This window comes from Dielma fastidiosa (genome assembly GCF_003475485.1).
Taxonomy (GTDB): Bacteria; Bacillota_I; Bacilli_A; order Erysipelotrichales; family Erysipelotrichaceae; genus Dielma; species Dielma fastidiosa.
Genome location: NZ_QRQL01000003.1, coordinates 265,277 through 280,504 on the forward strand (window position 1 = coordinate 265,277; position 15,228 = coordinate 280,504).

A 15,228-nucleotide genomic window follows, 5' to 3' on the forward strand; every position below is an offset into this window, starting at 1 on the left:
AACACATGGTATACTTTTGGAAACGGGGTGAGTGCATGAAGCATCTGTTAGTCGTAGAGGATGAGTTTGATATTCAGGAATTGCTGCAGAATTATTTAGAACATGCGGGCTATCAGGTAAGTGTGGCGGAGGATGGTGTGCAGGCATTGGAGCTGTTTCATAAGGGCAGCTATGATTTAGTGCTGCTGGATCTGATGCTGCCAAAGATTGATGGCTTTGGGGTCTGTGAGGTGATCCGCAGAGAATCTGATCTGCCTATTTTGATGCTGACGGCATTAGACAGTGAGGCGCATCAGCTGCGTGGTTTTGATTTAAAGATTGATGATTATATTACAAAGCCGTTCTCAATGTCAGTGCTGTTAAAGAAAATTGAAGCTGTACTGCGGCGCTGTCAGCAGCCGGTCTCTAAGCTTATCACCTATAAAGAATTGGTCATGGATCTGAGTGCTTATCAGGCTTTTGTTAATGATCAGATCATAGAGCTGACACAGCGTGAGTTTGATCTGCTTAGTGATTTGTTGATGAATCAGGGAAAGGTTATGAGCCGTCAGAGCCTGTTAAATCGGGTATGGGGTTATGATTATTTCGGTGATGAGCGAATCGTGGATACGCATATTAAAAATATCCGCAAGAAGTTAAACCGTGATTATATTGAAACGATACGAGGGGTGGGATACCGCATTGATAAAAGCAATTAAAAGCAACCTTTCCTTAAAGGTGTTTATGATTACCTTTGTTTTGCTGATGAGTGCCAGTATGCTGACTTATCTTTTTATATCATGGACGATGCCGATTACCTATAAAGCCGCGCAAAGTGAAGTGCTGAGTGCTGATGCTGAGGCGTTGGCGGCAGCACTGAATCAGCATACTTTAGAAGAAAGCGCTCAGCTGCTTGAAGAATTTTCACAACGGCATAGCGTAGAAGTGCAGCTGTCTGATAATCAGGGAAATCTGCTGACACCGGCAAAGGATAAAACCTTTGATTCCAAGTATAACGCGTTTTTGCTTACCGATGATTTAGAGTCAATCGATATTGCGCCAAGTGATGAAATCGATACGACGGTTGGCTTTTCTTTCACCTTTAAGGGTGACAGTACGACGTACACGCTGATTGCCAAGGGCAGCATGAAGGCGGTGAATCAGGCTGTCGAGGCTTTGAAGAAAACATGGCCTTGGCTGGTTTTATCGGTCTTTATTATTTCAATCTTAAGCTCATGGTTTTATTCACGCTATCTGACTCGGCCTATCGTGCAGATTTCCGCTATTGCCCGCAAGATGTCGGAGCTTGAATTTGACTGGCGCTGTGATGATAAGCGCAGGGATGAAATTGGCAGCTTGGGCGGCAGCTTAAATGAATTGTCAGAAAGATTGTCGGAAGCGATGAATGAATTAAAAAGGACTAATCAGGCGCTGCAGGCGGATATTGACCGAGAGCGCGAGCTTGAAGAGCAGCGGCTGGCCTTTTTTACGGCGGTATCCCATGAATTAAAAACCCCGCTGACCGTGCTGAAGGGACAGCTTGAGGGAATGAGCGATGGGATCGGTGTCTATGCTGACCGTGATAAATATCTGCGCCGTTCATTAGGGGTTGTCAACCGCATGGAAGAGCTGGTCGCGCAGATCGTTGCCGTATCTAAGATGGAAAAAAATGATTTTGATTTACAAAAAGACCGCTTTGATCTGGGCCTTTTGTGCAGGGAATGCATTGGGGCATGCCATGAATTAGCCTTATCGCGCCATGATCAATGGGAGTGTGTGATTGAGGAAGAATTAATGGTTGTCGGCAATCGAGCGCTGATGCAGAAAGCATTGGATAACATTCTCTGCAACGCTATTGTTTATTCACCGATGCATGCAAAGATAACCGTTCGTGTGTATCAAAAGGAACACTTCATCAATTTTGAATGCGTCAATTCGGATACCGAAATACCTGCCGCTTCATTACCGCATCTTTTTGAAGCCTTCTACCGCGTTGAACAATCACGCAGCCGAAGCAGCGGCGGCAGCGGTTTAGGCTTATATTTGGTAAAACTGATTGCCGATGCTCATCATGCCCAAGCCGATATTCAGAATACGGCAAAGGGTGTCTGTTTTACATTAAGCTTTCCATCAATAATGAATGAATTGAAACAGGATCAGTAAGCGCTGATCTTTTATCTACATTCAATCTCCACAATGGCTACATAAAGGCTTCATATTTAGCTGATACACTAAGGGCAGTTAAAAAGGAGAACTTTATGAAAATAACAATTGAAAACCTGTCAATGGTTTATCCCAATGGCAAAACAGCGCTTGATCAGATTAGCTGTACCTTGGAAAGTCCTAATCTGATTGGCTTATTAGGGCCTAATGGTGCCGGTAAGTCAACCTTGATGAAATTGCTGACAGCTGCACTTGTACCTACATCGGGCAGAATTCTTGTCGATGGCGAACCCTTGCTGAAACATGAACAGCAGCTGAAGCAGCAGCTTGGCTATCTTCCGCAAGCCTTTGGTTTATATGATGAATTGACAATCTGGCAGTTTTTAGATTATATGGCGGCATTGAAGCAGATTAATCAGCCGGCAAAGGCGATTGAACAGGCGATACGGGATACGAATCTAAATGCGAAAAGGAAAAGCAGAATCAGCAGTTTATCGGGCGGTGAACGGCAGCGGGTAGGAATTGCGCAGGCGATGCTTGATGATCCGCAGTTTTTGATTTTAGATGAGCCGACGGTAGGGCTTGATCCTAAGGAACGGCTTGATTTTCGAAATTTGTTTTCTAAGAAGGCACAGGATCACTTAGTCCTTTTATCAACACATATTATTGATGATGTGCAGTCGGTATGCAACCAGCTGATTGTCATTGATCACGGCAGAATCCTTTTTATCGGTACGCCAGCCCAGTTGATCGCATCGGCCCGCGGTCATGTCGCTTTGTTTAATGATCAGCCGGTAAGCGATAAGATTCATATAACTGCCAGAATCAATACGGCGGAAGGGATTCAATGCCGCGGCGTAGCGGAAAATATGCCTGCTGACAGCATGCTTGTGGAGCCTACCTTAGAAGATGCCTATATGTATCTGATTCAGTATAAGGGGGCGTAAAGATGGTTTTTCTTCATATCTTATTTGTAGAGCTTAAGCGTCTGCTTGTTTCTAAAGGTACATGGCTTGTGATGGCATGCAGCTTATGTATGCCGCTGTTGGGTTATTCTTTTTATACTCCGGCAAGTACCGCAACGGCATTCAGCGCTCAAATGGCAAATCCAATTTTAGCCGGCGGTCTGGGCGGTGCCTTTTGTTTCAGTGTCTTTACATTGATTGAGTATGATCGGATCAATAAATATCAGTGTGAGGCAGTAATGGACAGCATCATTTCACCATTAATTATCAGTTTTGCCAAATGTCTGTCTATTTTATTAATCGCATCTCTGACTTGGCTGGCAGCCCTTTGTCTCTATCTGCCAATTATGAGAGCGGCATTGGGTACAGCGTTTATACTCAGTGAAACATTGCTGGCGTTCAGTGTGATGATGCTTCCGGCATTGTGGATGGGAGTATTGGCTTCAGCGGCATTTTACCAGCTTTTTCGCCGTATTGATTTAAGCTTTATCAGTTTTACTGCTTTGGCTTTATTCAGTATGAGTAAATGGTGCAGTGACCTGTATCTGATGCGCTGGATCAATCCATTAGTAACAGTATTCTCAAACGATTTCAATAACACATTGTTCTATCGGCTGGCGGCATACAGCCGTCTGCTTTGGCTTTTAATATTCAGTGCGTTCTATGTATTTTCATTGATCTGTGTCCGCAGCCATGGCTTAGGCATCATCGGCTCATTCAAGATTCATCTGCGTAAAATTTATCTGCCTTTATTGGCTTGTCTGCTGGCAATGGGCAGTGTTTGGATGGTTGTTTCAGAGCCCTATATTGATAAGGCGGCGCTTGTCCAAAAAGATGATGGGCCAGTCAGCGGCGGTATGGTTTACAGTGTTTCTGTTGATGATGAAACTGACTATCCGGATATCGACCTTCTGAATCAATATGTCAGATTGTCAGTGAACGCGCAAATAGGCTATGTCGATGGTAATGCCAGTTATCAGCTGCATAATAAAACGCGTGAAAGTCAATGGGTGACGATGCTTTTGCTGCCGGGATATACAATCAATACGATTACCGCTAACGGCAAAGTGATCGAATATGTAGATCCAGGCATTGACCAGGAGTACAGTCAGCATCCGATCAAGATTCAATTGCCGGCTGATGAATGGATTGAGCTTGAAGTAAGCTACACCGGTCATCCTAAAATCGCCAACGCGGCACGTTCAACACTTATGGGAAATGAAATCAGCGCTGATTATCTTTTTATGAATTCCCTGTCAATCCTACCGCAATTGTCATTAAATGAAGCTGAAAATTTTATCAATGAGGGGGAAGTGGTGCTGCCGGCAAATCTGGAATTGATCAGTTTAGGGAATGAGGCAGAAGTAGTCAGTGAAAATGCTTCAACTAAAACATGGCGGTTTACCAATACCTCAAGCAAGCTGCGCTTTATTGCCGGTGATTATGTAAAGCTGGCTGTCAAAGACAGTCCCTTCCCGGTATATTTTTATTACAGCCGCCGTCATCAGCAGGAATTTGAAGCAATGGATATTGATAAGGTTTTGAGTGATACATTAAATTATTGTGCGAAACAATTTGGGCTATTGCCTTACAGTGAAGATTATCCGCTGAATATTATCATGATCAGCGCGCATTTTATGGGCGGCGCTGCTAACGGTAATTTCAGCTTTATGGGTGAAATCTATTTCAGTAAAGAGAATCTAAGCAATCCAAGCAAGGGTGCCAGTGCCGCCGAGGTGATTGCCCATGAAATTATTCATCAGTGGTGGGGTGTTCATAGTTATTTAATGGATATGGAAAATACGGATTGGAGCTCGGAAGGCTTAACAGTTTATACTACCTATCGAATGATGAAGGAAAAATACGGAGAAGCATATGTTAAGCAGTTCTATATTGATCAATGGCTGAACAGTCTGGCGGCTTTGCGTAATAATTATTTTCTGCGCAATCCGGATATGCAGGCGATGCTGCCGGATAAATATCTATTAAGTCTTGAGCAGCTAGTCTTTGATGCTACAATTTATAATAAAATGCCGCTGCAGATTCTGAAAGCTGAACAGCTGATCGGTGAAGCTAAAATGGATGAAGTGCTTGCCAATCTGTTTGAAAATGGCGGGACAGAAATGCCGCCATATGTGACATGGCAGGATTTCCTTGACGCATGTAATTTAACGGAGGAAGAATTAATGCTAGATCAGGCCTTTATTGAAAGCTTAGGAGGGGAATTTAATGTTTAAGATTTATTATTATGAATTACGCAGACTGCTGGTCAATAAATTCTTTCTGTGTCTGTTGTTGATTACCGCCTTTTACAGCTATCAGACCATGAGCGGTGAAATCATTCTCGGTATCGCGGATACGGCGCCTTTTTCGGGCTGGAGCTATGGCGTTTATCTGGCGAAGGTCTTGCCGCTGCTGCTTGTCAGTCTGTTGTTTTTTATCAGCTTTCTTTATTTAAGAAAAGAACTGCAGGTTAAGGTACTGACGCAGGCAGCCCCCTTTTCAGCATCGGTTTATCGGCTGATTAAAACATCAGCAATCACTTCTGCCTTTATTTTGATCAGTCTGGTGCCGATCGCTATCAGCAGTTGGTTCTATGCCGCTTATTTTCATCTGGGCCCCTCGCTTGAGCAAGCCGCCGCGTGTCTTTATACACTGGTGCCGGCCGCGGTATTTACCCTTGGTCTTGGCTTATTGCTGGGGCGGCTGCAGCCATTATTGATTTATGCTTGTATGGCGGCAGCCTTGGTACTTGATGCCTTGCCGATATCCTTTGATCTGTATGGGCTGCGTTTTCTGTCGTCATATCCGCTTACCTTAAAGCTGTTAGATCCAATTTTTCAGATACCCTTGGATCAATTGATTCAGCGTCTGCTTTTGATTGGTGCCGGTTTGCTTATGGTACTGGCAGCATCGCGTTTGAAAAATTCAGCGTCTGCGCAGTAAGTATTTGACAACCTATCACTTGCGGCTTAGAATGAAGACAGATAGAGGGATATTTATGTCGACAAGAAAAATTCATTTCACATTATTGATGTCAGTGCTGTTATGGGCGGTACTTACGAATGCATGGGGAACATCTGCCCTTGTGTTTGGCACCCTTCCCAATCAGTGGGACAGCTATTTATACGGATATCTCAGCAGACTTGTTTGGGCTTTGCCTTTTATCCTCTTGATTATAAAATATTCTGATCAGTTGTTGGTTGATTTTAAAGCGCTGTTTACACAGCGGCCGGATTGGCGTTCAGTATGCATTGTATTCCTCTTGATTACGCTTTATCTGCTGGCTGGCATGGCCGCAAATCATGGTGGTTTTTGGGTCAATCATGAATTGAATCTGCTTCAGGAACTGCCTAAATTTCTGATTGTGGGTTTCAGTGAGGAAATCGTATACCGCGGCTGGGGAATGAATGTGCTTGCTGCTTCGATGCGTAAGAATAAGGCGAATCTCATCGCCAGCGGCTACTTTGTTTTGCTTCATTTTCCAAGCTATTTTATCCATTGGTACTTAGAGGGCTCATTGGCGTTATCCGCAATGCTGACACAGGCGGTTTATGTGCTGATTCTCGGTTTGGTATTTGGTTATTTATTTAAAAAAAGCAAGAATATTCTGCCTGCGATGTTGATTCATTTCTGGTCAGATTTTGGCTCTATTTTATTGATTGGTTAAGTATGATACAGGGGGAAGCAGGATGAAAAAGGAAAAAGTGATAAGGATTACGAATCATCGCCAACAGGCAATTTATTGGAGTGTCAGTTTTGCTTTGTTTGGCATTGCCAATCTGATCAGCATGTTGAATAATTGGCTGTTGATTGTGCCGGCGGCGTATCTGTTTGTGTTATACAAGTTTGATAAACACTATGTTGAAGAAAACATCGGCTATAAAGAAAAAAGATCTTTCAAAGATCTTTTGATTATCTTGCCAGGGATTATGTTCATGCGTGAAACAAGCTGGTACATTGATATTTTCATTAACTGGCTTACTCAGACACTGGGCAGTATGCTTGGCTGATAAGAGATTGAGGGCATCCTTTAATGGATGCTCTTTTATTGATGCTTACGATAACCGGTGGCGCGGTCAACAACATTCTTTAAAGGTTCACCTTTTAAATAAGCTTCAAGATTATCACTGACAAGCGTATAAATCAGCTCGGTAGTCAGCTTGAGATTGCTGCCGCCGGCGATATGCGGGGTAAGCAGCAAATTGCCGCAGTTCCACAGCGGATGGTTTAAAGGCAGCGGTTCAGGATCAACGACATCAAGGGCGGCGCCATAGATTTCATGAGCTTTCAAAGCATCACATAAGGCGTCGGTATCGACCGCCTGTCCGCGCCCAACATTAATAAAAATCGCGGAGTCCTTCATCAGCTTAAATTGCTTAGCGGTAAAAACCATTTCAGTAGCCTTTGAGTTAGGCAAGCATGAAGCAATGATGTCCATTTCAGGCAAAAGCTCATCAAGCTGATCCAAAGCCGCAATCGCGTCAACAAAGTCCGGCTGATCGGCAGTATTGCGGCGGATACCGGTGATCTTCGCGCCTAAGGCACGCATTTTAATGGCAAACTGTGAGCCAATATCGCCTAATCCAACGATTAAAACCTTTGATCCTAGGATGGAGGATACCTTGCCTGCATTCTGCCATGCGCGCAGATGCTGCTGATCGCGGTAGCTTGGCAATCTCAGCATCAATGACAGACAGACACCAATCATATATTCAGAAATTGCCGCGCCGTAACAGCCGCTGGCATTGCATAATGTTACTGATTCATTTAAAGCCGCGGCATAGGCATCTGAACCGGCACTGCCTAACTGCATCAGTTTCGCATTTTCACAAAGGTCTAATTGATTCAGCAGCAGATTGCCGATGATGCATTCAGCCTGACGGATTTCTTCATCACTGACTTCATGCTTTGATTTAAAGGTAAACGAACAATCCGCAAATCTTTTTTGGAGCTGCTGCCGCTGCTCCTCATTTGTCTCAAGCAGATATAATATATTTCTCATAAGATCCCAACTTTCCTGTTAATTGTCGGACTCAGTGTATCATAAAAAGGTGTTTTCTTCAATGAATTAAGCTGGCTGAATGATAACTTGATGAAAATTATGAAAAATATTGAATAATGTGAAATAAATTACATATTTACTATTGATTTGCTTTTCAAAGGGCGGTAAAATAACGATATACTTTATGAAAGAGGGACGAATATGAAAAATAGAAAGATCATGCCGTTAATTCTGGCATTCAGCATGTGTCTGGCAGGGTTAAGCGGCTGCTCGCAGGACGCGGCAAATCCGAATAATGATTCAGGAAGTGATGATAAGCTGACTATCGGTATTGTTCAGCATCAGGAACATCCGGCGCTTGACTCAGCGCGGGAAGGCTTCTTGGCAAAGCTGAAGGAATTAGGTTATGATGAAACCAAAGTTGATTTTCAAATCAAATATGCGCAGGGTGAGGCAAGCACTGATGATCTGATCGCTAAGCAGTTTGTGAGTGATAAGGTTGATTTGATCTATGCGATTGCGACACCGGCGGCTCAATCAGCCTACAATGCGACAATGGATACTGAGGTACCGGTAATCTTTAACGCGGTTACCGATGCTGTGGAGGCAGGTATCGTTCAAAGCAATGAACAGCCGGGCGGCAATGTTACGGGTGTCAGTGACGCGGCGCCTTTAGAGGCACAGATCAAACTGATCCGGGAAATGCTGCCGGAAGCTAAAACGATTGGTATGCTTTATAACTTAGGTGAAGTAAATGGTAAAATACAGGTCGATCAGGTAAAGGCAATGGCGCCTGATTATGGCTTTGAGGTGAAAGAATTAGGTGTCAGCGCGACGACGGAAATTCCTACGGCGGCTGAACAGTTAAGCGGTGATGTTGATTGTTTCTATAATATTACCGATAACATGGTAGTAAATGCGACTGCCAGTGTTGTTGATAAGGCTAACGCGAAGAACCTGCCGGTATTTGCTGCAGAGGATGGGCAAATGGCGCAGGGACTGCTGGCTTCTGATTCAATCAGCTATTACAGTCTGGGTGAGCAGGCTGGACAGATGGCTTATGATATTCTTATTAATGGCAAAGCACCAGCTGATATTCCGGTAGAAACAGCTAAGGATACGACTTTGATTTTAAATCAGAAGGTTGCGGAAACATTGGGCATCGAAGTTCCGGAAGATTTATTAAAACGTGCTTCTCTGTTTGAAGAATAGGTGAGCTTATGGCCGATTTCATATTAGATGTACTGATACAAGGGCTAGCCTACGGCTTTCTTGCCCTTGGCGTCTATATTACTTATAAGGTCTTGGATTACGCAGACCTGAGTGTTGAGGGCTCATTCCCGATGGGAGCGGCAATTGCGGCGATGTGTATCATCAATGGCTGGAATCCGTTTCTCACGCTGATTGTCTCATTTATCGGCGGTTTGCTGGCGGGTTGCGTGACCGGCCTGCTGCATGTGATGTTTAAAATATCATCGCTATTAAGCGGTATCTTGGTCATGACCGGCATGTATTCAATTAATCTGATTATTACTGCCGAGAAAAGTAATCTGCCAATTTTTAATTATGATACGATTTTTACGATCGGTACCAAGCTGGCTAAACAGATTGATGGTGAATTGGGAATCTGGCTGGCTAAGCTTTATCCGGTTTTCCTGCTTTTGATTTTGGTGCTGCTGGCTAAATTCTTATTGGACTGGTTCTTGAATACGAAGCTGGGCTTTATGCTTCGCATCACCGGTGACAACCCGCAGTTAGTTGCTTCACTCGGACAGAATATCGGTCTGATCAAGATTATCGGATTGGCAATTTCCAATGGCTATGCGGCATTGTCGGGTGCGGTGGTATGCCAAGTATTAAAATACTTTGATATGCAGTTAAAGGACGGTATTATCGTACTGGGTCTTGCCTCCGTAATTCTTGGTATTTCCGTTTTTGGCAAGAGCAAGCATCTGAAATCAACCAGTGTGGTAATCTTAGGCGCTATTGTGTATCGTTTGACGATTGCAGTTGCCTTAAAATTCGGTTTACCGGCTTATTATCTGAAGCTGATTATGGCGGTGATTTTCATTCTTGCTTTAATCAGCAACAATGGCGTCTTTACCAAATGGCTGCCTAAAGGAGGCAAAGAGTAATGCTGGAGCTGAAGCATATCGCAAAAACATTTAACAAGGGACTGGCTAATGAGGTTGTCCTTTATACCGATCTGAATGTGGAAATCAAGCAGGGTGAATTTGTGACCATCATCGGATCTAACGGCAGCGGCAAATCGACCTTCTTTAATATTGTGTCAGGCAATATTCGTCAGGATAAGGGTAAAATTCTGTTTAAAGGCATGGATATTTCCAACCTGCGTGAACATAAGCGTTCAAAGTTTATCGGCCGAGTCTTCCAAGATCCGCTGAAAGGGACTGCACCTTCATTGACGATTCTTGAAAATATGGCTATGGCTTATAATAAGGGGAAGTTTTATGGTTTGAGCCGCGGTGTTAAACCGGAGCAAAGAGAGCTGTTTTCAAAAGAACTGGCCGGCATGCATCTTAATCTTGAGAACAAAATGGATGTCAAAGTCGGGGCTTTATCCGGCGGTCAGCGGCAGGCTTTATCACTGCTGATGGCAACGATGATTACTCCGGATCTATTGCTGCTTGATGAACACACAGCGGCGCTTGATCCGAAGACGAGTGATTTAATCATCGATTTGACTGAACAGATTGTAAAAGAAAAGGCAATAACGACGATCATGATCACACATAATCTAAAACATGCCATCCAGCATGGCAATCGGCTGCTGATGTTTCATGAGGGAAAAGTAATCCTTGATATCAGCGGTGAAGAAAAGAAAAAACTGACTACTGAAAAGTTGATTGAACAGTTTAATTCATTAAATGTGATCGATGATATCGGGGATAAGTTAGCATTTAGTCAGATGTAAAGCATCTGACTTTTTACTTGTTTTAAATGACGACATTGTTATTGTATTAGCGTATTGATTTAGCTATAATGGTCGCAAGAGGTGAAATTATGGAAAAAAAGGTTACCATTCGCAAGGCTGAAAAGTCAGATGCAGAAATGATCTGGCAATGTAACTGTGAAGGCTTGGGATATACATTTGCCCTTGAAGATACGATCCGCAGGGTTCATGATATCATGGATCGTTTCCCGCAGGATTTATTTCTGGTGGCATGTGTTGATGATCAGCCAGCTGGTTACATTCATGCGACAGATTATGAATGTACGTATATGGAAGCGTATAAAGATATTGAGGAACTGGCTGTGCTGCCGGGTTATCAGGGCTATGGCATCGGCCGTAAACTGCTGAATGAGGCAGAAGCATGGGCACGTGAATGCGGTGTTGCCGGTGTTAGATTGATCAGTGGTTTTGCCCGTACCGGCGCTCATCAATTTTATTTAAAATGCGGTTATACACATCGCAAGGATCACAAAAATTTTGTGAAGAACTTTTAGGAGCCAGCGATGAAAAAACGTACAATTTGTATTACATTAGCGGCATTGCTGATGCTTGGCGGGGTTGGCGGCTGTGCTAAAATCAGAAATGCTTTTCAGAAATGGAAGGGATCACTGATCGGTCTTGAATTTGATATTTATACCTATGATGATTATGGCAATACGACATTAACAGTGCATGGCAAGAATGTTGAGGTTGAAGTCAAGCAGGAAGAGGGAGCCAGTGAAAATGCTGATTTTACCTCAGAGGTGCTTGAAATTACGATTGACGGCAATCAAATGCTGCAGATCGGCAATACGATGGTTTTCGCGGAAGCGGGACTGGATCAAATCACTGACTTTGAAATGCAGGATGAAATCGATACCGATGACGGGATTATTAATTTTATCCCATTTGATCGGGTGCTGAATCAATATAAGAATGATATCGGCAAGGCTAAGACGATCCTGATTTCATCCCAGCAGGGAATACCGATCGCTGTTTATCAGGGAAATAGTGTGTATGTAGAGATTCCTAACGATTTACCTAAAATGACACGTTTGAATATCGATGGCAAGAGCCTATATATTCATCGGGCTAATTATGTTATTCTTGATTCAGAAATGATTGACTGAGGCATATCATAGGCTGTAATTTAAAGAAAGCGGGGGATTTTGTTGGCAAGGATAGAATTAAGATTTCAATATACACAAAGTGAGTATGTGCGTGCAGAAAGACAGTATTTAATTGCAGCTAAAATTTCACATAAGTATGATCCTGTTTTAGCGGTTTTATGCTTATTAATTGCGATGATTTATATGCTTGCTTCTGCATTCAGTACCCTGAGTGTAATACTCTTTGGGATAGTGATTCTTGTTGTCATAATGGGTTGCTGTTTATATTTTTTAATGCCAATCCTTAAGTATAAAAACACTTCAAAATTTCATGAAGCATATACTCTGATATTTTCAGAGGATGCGATTTATTTCAAAACCGACAGCATTGATTCAGAATTGCAGTGGAATGTTTATTCACAGCTTTGGCATAACGATAATTTCTATTATTTAATCCAAGCTGTACGGATGTATACATTAATTCCCAAAAGAGTTTTTAAAGACTCAGATGAGCAACAGGCTTTTGAAGAGCTTGTCCAATCAAAGCTGAAATTGATTAAAAGGATATAGGACTGTGATTTACGCAATAGCAAGTATTTGATTCATCTACACGATGGGAGTGAAGCTCATGCGGTACACATTTAAGAATGAAATATTTAAAGAAGGCAATCGTTATTTTGTCAAAGTTCCCTTTAATGTGTGGGAAGAATGCGGACAAAAGGGTTTAATACCTGTGGAGGTTTCAATTGGCAGCACTCATTTTGAATGCCGTCTGGTACCTAAAGGCAATGGTGTTTATTACATCCCGATATTAAAGAAATTGGTTTCTCAAATCATGGATGAAGCAGCAGAGGGTACCTTTCAAATCATTGATGGTTTAACACGAATTAATCATGACAGTCCGTATTCAAAGCAGCATCCAATACGAAAAATTGATAATATTCAAAAGCTAGTATATCCGAAAGAGGGCTATTGCGGTCAGACATGTATTGCGATGCTGACAGGACAAAGCGTAGAGGCAATCATAGATATTATGAATGCGAAAGCATGGCAGTGTTCATTTGCCAAGCTGATTGAAACACTTGATTATTTTGGAATTCAGCATGGGGATCGGGTTACTTATACACATGGTGAAGAATTTATTTTACCTAAATGCTGTATTGTTAATGTGAGAGATGAGCGTGTCAGTCATTATGTCTTGTATTATCAAGGGCTTTATTATGATTCGAAAGAGATTCATTTCAAAGATATTATTAATTATTTAGAAATTATTGTTGAGTAGAAAAGGACGTTTTATCAATAGTATGGCTTTTTGATCAGACAAATAATGCAAATATCCGGCAGTTTTTTGCGAAAGTATTGTTGAGATCATCGAAAAAGTTTATAATATTGCATATATGGAGGGTTAAAAATGTACGAAAGTCCAACTTATGTACCTGGCGTGAGTGAGAATTCATATGCTAGGAAAGTATTTTTATGGCTGTTTATAGGATTGATGGTTACAGCGGCAAGCGCCTTAGTGTTTACGGAAACTAATCTGTGGATGGTTGTTTTCAGTAATCAGCTGATTTATTGGGGAATGTTCATCGTTGAATTGTTCCTGGTGTTTAAAATCAGTGCAAGTCTGCATAAGATTTCAGCCGGTGCGGCAAGAGTTTATTTTCTGCTTTATTCTGTGATGACAGGGCTGACTGTGGCAGGTATTACGTTTATCTTTGGAATGTATACAACATTCGTCGCTTTTGCTTATACGTCATTGCTGTTTGGCAGTATGGCTCTGATCGGCTTTACAACGAAGCGTGATTTAATGAGGTTTTCAAGCGTTGTGATGGCTGGCTTGATTACTCTGCTGATTGCCAGTGTAGCTAATATCTTCCTGCGTCTTCAAGGGCTTGATCTTGTATTAAGCTATGCCGGTATTATTCTGTTTATGGGTATCACGGCTTATGATATTCAGAAGATGAAACGCTTATATGAAGCAAATGAGGGTAATGATGAGGCTTTGAATAAATTAGCAATCTTCAGCGCTCTTGATTTATATCTTGATTTTATTAATATCTTCCTGCGTATTGTTCAAATTTTAGGAAGAAACAGCCGTAAATAAGTTTAAGATCATATCTGGGTTAACCGGATGTGGTCTTTTTTTCTTTGTACTGAAAGTGACTTTTAATTGTGGATTTATATGACTGGTATTAAAAAGGTGAGCGAGAGGTAAGGGAAACGCATTGTAAACGCTGTCATAAACTCTTATAATAGTTTATAAGCGGAGGTACAAATATGAAAGTCATGAAGGAATTTTATGAAGTGATTGAAAAGGAGCTGGCAGCTTCCTTGGCACAAGAGGAGGTTTTGAATCAAGCTGCAGAGGTAATGAGTGAAACTGTGGCGGCAGGCGGTGTTATCCATGTATTTGGCTGCGGTCATTCTCAGATGTTTGGTGAGGAGCTATGTTTCCGTACCGGTGGCTTGGTGCCTGTGAATGCGATTATGATCCCACAGTATAATATTTATCCCAAGGTTCGCTATTCACAGATGATGGAGCGTACAGAAGGTTTTGCACAGGGTGTTTTAGAAGCGATGCATCCGCGCAGTTATGATACGATGATTATCGTTTCAGTATCTGGGCGCAATGCGGCTGGTGTGGATATGGCGCTGGCAGCGAAGGCCATGGGTATGAAGGTTATCACCTTGACTTCATTAAAGTATACCAATGGTGTAACCTCGCGGCATTCATCTGGGAAGCTGGTGCGTGATGTAGCGGATATTGTTATCGATATGGGCGGCATTAAGGGTGATGCAGCATTGCATCGCGAGAATGTGAAGGAAAACTTCTGTTCACCGTCAACCATCATCGGCATGTCAATACTGGTTGGCTTAGTAGGTGAGGTTATCGTTAAGCTAGCGGATCAGGGCATTGAAGTACCGATTTGGGTCAGCGGCAATCTTGACCGCGGCGATGCTGTGAATCAGGAATACATTAAAAACTACCACGGTAAGGTAGATATCCTATAATATCAGTTCTGTAAGAAAGATTGAAATGTCGAAATCCCTCTT

Annotated in this window: 17 protein-coding genes; 16 read left to right on the plus strand and 1 reads right to left on the minus strand. The window is 42.5% G+C overall.

The genetic code is table 11. The annotated features are described in order from the left end of the window. The first annotated feature begins 35 nt into the window (after positions 1-35). The 7 genes from DWZ33_RS09260 (at position 36) to DWZ33_RS09290 (ending at position 7,120) form a co-directional block, all read left to right on the plus strand. Positions 36-698: a response regulator transcription factor gene (locus DWZ33_RS09260; protein ID WP_022937955.1), complete on the plus strand. Its 663-nt coding sequence runs from the start codon at positions 36-38 to the stop codon at positions 696-698. Then, entirely contained in the window at positions 682-2,142 is a 1,461-nt protein-coding gene (locus DWZ33_RS09265) for a sensor histidine kinase (RefSeq protein WP_118454608.1), read from the plus strand. The genes DWZ33_RS09260 and DWZ33_RS09265 overlap by 17 nt, the downstream gene beginning before the upstream one ends. Before the next feature lie 95 nt (positions 2,143-2,237). Beyond that, positions 2,238-3,089 carry an ATP-binding cassette domain-containing protein gene (locus DWZ33_RS09270; protein ID WP_118454609.1) on the plus strand — a complete coding sequence of 284 codons (852 nt, stop codon included), beginning with the start codon at positions 2,238-2,240 and terminating at the stop codon, positions 3,087-3,089. Between the two features lie 2 nt (positions 3,090-3,091). Further along, positions 3,092-5,344, plus strand: coding sequence for a M1 family aminopeptidase (locus tag DWZ33_RS09275; RefSeq protein ID WP_118454610.1), 2,253 nt, complete (start codon positions 3,092-3,094; stop codon positions 5,342-5,344). Continuing rightward, positions 5,337-6,053: a hypothetical protein gene (locus DWZ33_RS09280; RefSeq protein ID WP_118454611.1), complete on the plus strand. Its 717-nt coding sequence runs from the start codon at positions 5,337-5,339 to the stop codon at positions 6,051-6,053. Before DWZ33_RS09275 ends, DWZ33_RS09280 begins: the two co-directional genes overlap by 8 nt. Before the next feature lie 55 nt (positions 6,054-6,108). Further along, the gene (locus tag DWZ33_RS09285; protein ID WP_182425613.1) at positions 6,109-6,777 is read left to right on the plus strand and encodes a CPBP family intramembrane glutamic endopeptidase; all 669 of its coding nucleotides are present in this window, start codon (positions 6,109-6,111) and stop codon (positions 6,775-6,777) included. Between the two features lie 22 nt (positions 6,778-6,799). Next, positions 6,800-7,120: a hypothetical protein gene (locus DWZ33_RS09290; protein WP_118454613.1), complete on the plus strand. Its 321-nt coding sequence runs from the start codon at positions 6,800-6,802 to the stop codon at positions 7,118-7,120. A gap of 35 nt (positions 7,121-7,155) precedes the next feature. Here the strand turns inward: DWZ33_RS09290 and DWZ33_RS09295 are convergent, their stop codons facing one another. Continuing rightward, on the minus strand, positions 7,156-8,112 hold the full coding sequence (locus DWZ33_RS09295) for a D-2-hydroxyacid dehydrogenase (protein WP_118454614.1): 957 nt from the start codon (positions 8,110-8,112) through the stop codon (positions 7,156-7,158). 201 nt (positions 8,113-8,313) lie between these two features. Between DWZ33_RS09295 and DWZ33_RS09300 the strand changes: the two genes are divergently transcribed. The 9 genes from DWZ33_RS09300 to DWZ33_RS09340 all read left to right on the plus strand — a co-directional run bounded on the left by DWZ33_RS09300 (position 8,314) and on the right by DWZ33_RS09340 (position 15,186). After that, on the plus strand, positions 8,314-9,324 hold the full coding sequence (locus DWZ33_RS09300) for an ABC transporter substrate-binding protein (protein WP_022937947.1): 1,011 nt from the start codon (positions 8,314-8,316) through the stop codon (positions 9,322-9,324). Positions 9,325-9,332: 8 nt separating this feature from the next. After that, positions 9,333-10,247 (plus strand): ABC transporter permease, encoded by a 915-nt coding sequence (locus tag DWZ33_RS09305; RefSeq protein WP_022937946.1) that lies wholly within the window; start codon positions 9,333-9,335, stop codon positions 10,245-10,247. After that, the gene (locus tag DWZ33_RS09310) at positions 10,247-11,047 is read left to right on the plus strand and encodes an ABC transporter ATP-binding protein (RefSeq protein ID WP_022937945.1); all 801 of its coding nucleotides are present in this window, start codon (positions 10,247-10,249) and stop codon (positions 11,045-11,047) included. Before DWZ33_RS09305 ends, DWZ33_RS09310 begins: the two co-directional genes overlap by 1 nt. 89 nt (positions 11,048-11,136) lie before the next feature. After that, positions 11,137-11,580 carry a GNAT family N-acetyltransferase gene (locus tag DWZ33_RS09315; protein WP_022937944.1) on the plus strand — a complete coding sequence of 148 codons (444 nt, stop codon included), beginning with the start codon at positions 11,137-11,139 and terminating at the stop codon, positions 11,578-11,580. 9 nt (positions 11,581-11,589) lie between these two features. After that, on the plus strand, positions 11,590-12,195 hold the full coding sequence (locus DWZ33_RS09320; RefSeq protein WP_022937943.1) for a DUF5052 family protein: 606 nt from the start codon (positions 11,590-11,592) through the stop codon (positions 12,193-12,195). A gap of 42 nt (positions 12,196-12,237) precedes the next feature. After that, complete coding sequence (locus DWZ33_RS09325) at positions 12,238-12,744, plus strand: YcxB family protein (protein WP_118454615.1); 507 nt, start codon at positions 12,238-12,240, stop codon at positions 12,742-12,744. A 58-nt stretch (positions 12,745-12,802) separates the two neighbouring features. After that, a complete protein-coding gene (locus DWZ33_RS09330) occupies positions 12,803-13,456 on the plus strand; it encodes a DUF1905 domain-containing protein (RefSeq protein WP_118454616.1) in 654 nt (217 codons plus the stop codon). A 129-nt stretch (positions 13,457-13,585) separates the two neighbouring features. After that, positions 13,586-14,278, plus strand: coding sequence for a Bax inhibitor-1/YccA family protein (locus DWZ33_RS09335; protein WP_118454617.1), 693 nt, complete (start codon positions 13,586-13,588; stop codon positions 14,276-14,278). A gap of 173 nt (positions 14,279-14,451) precedes the next feature. Further along, a complete protein-coding gene (locus tag DWZ33_RS09340) occupies positions 14,452-15,186 on the plus strand; it encodes a sugar isomerase domain-containing protein (RefSeq protein ID WP_118454618.1) in 735 nt (244 codons plus the stop codon). The last annotated feature ends 42 nt before the right edge of the window (positions 15,187-15,228 follow it).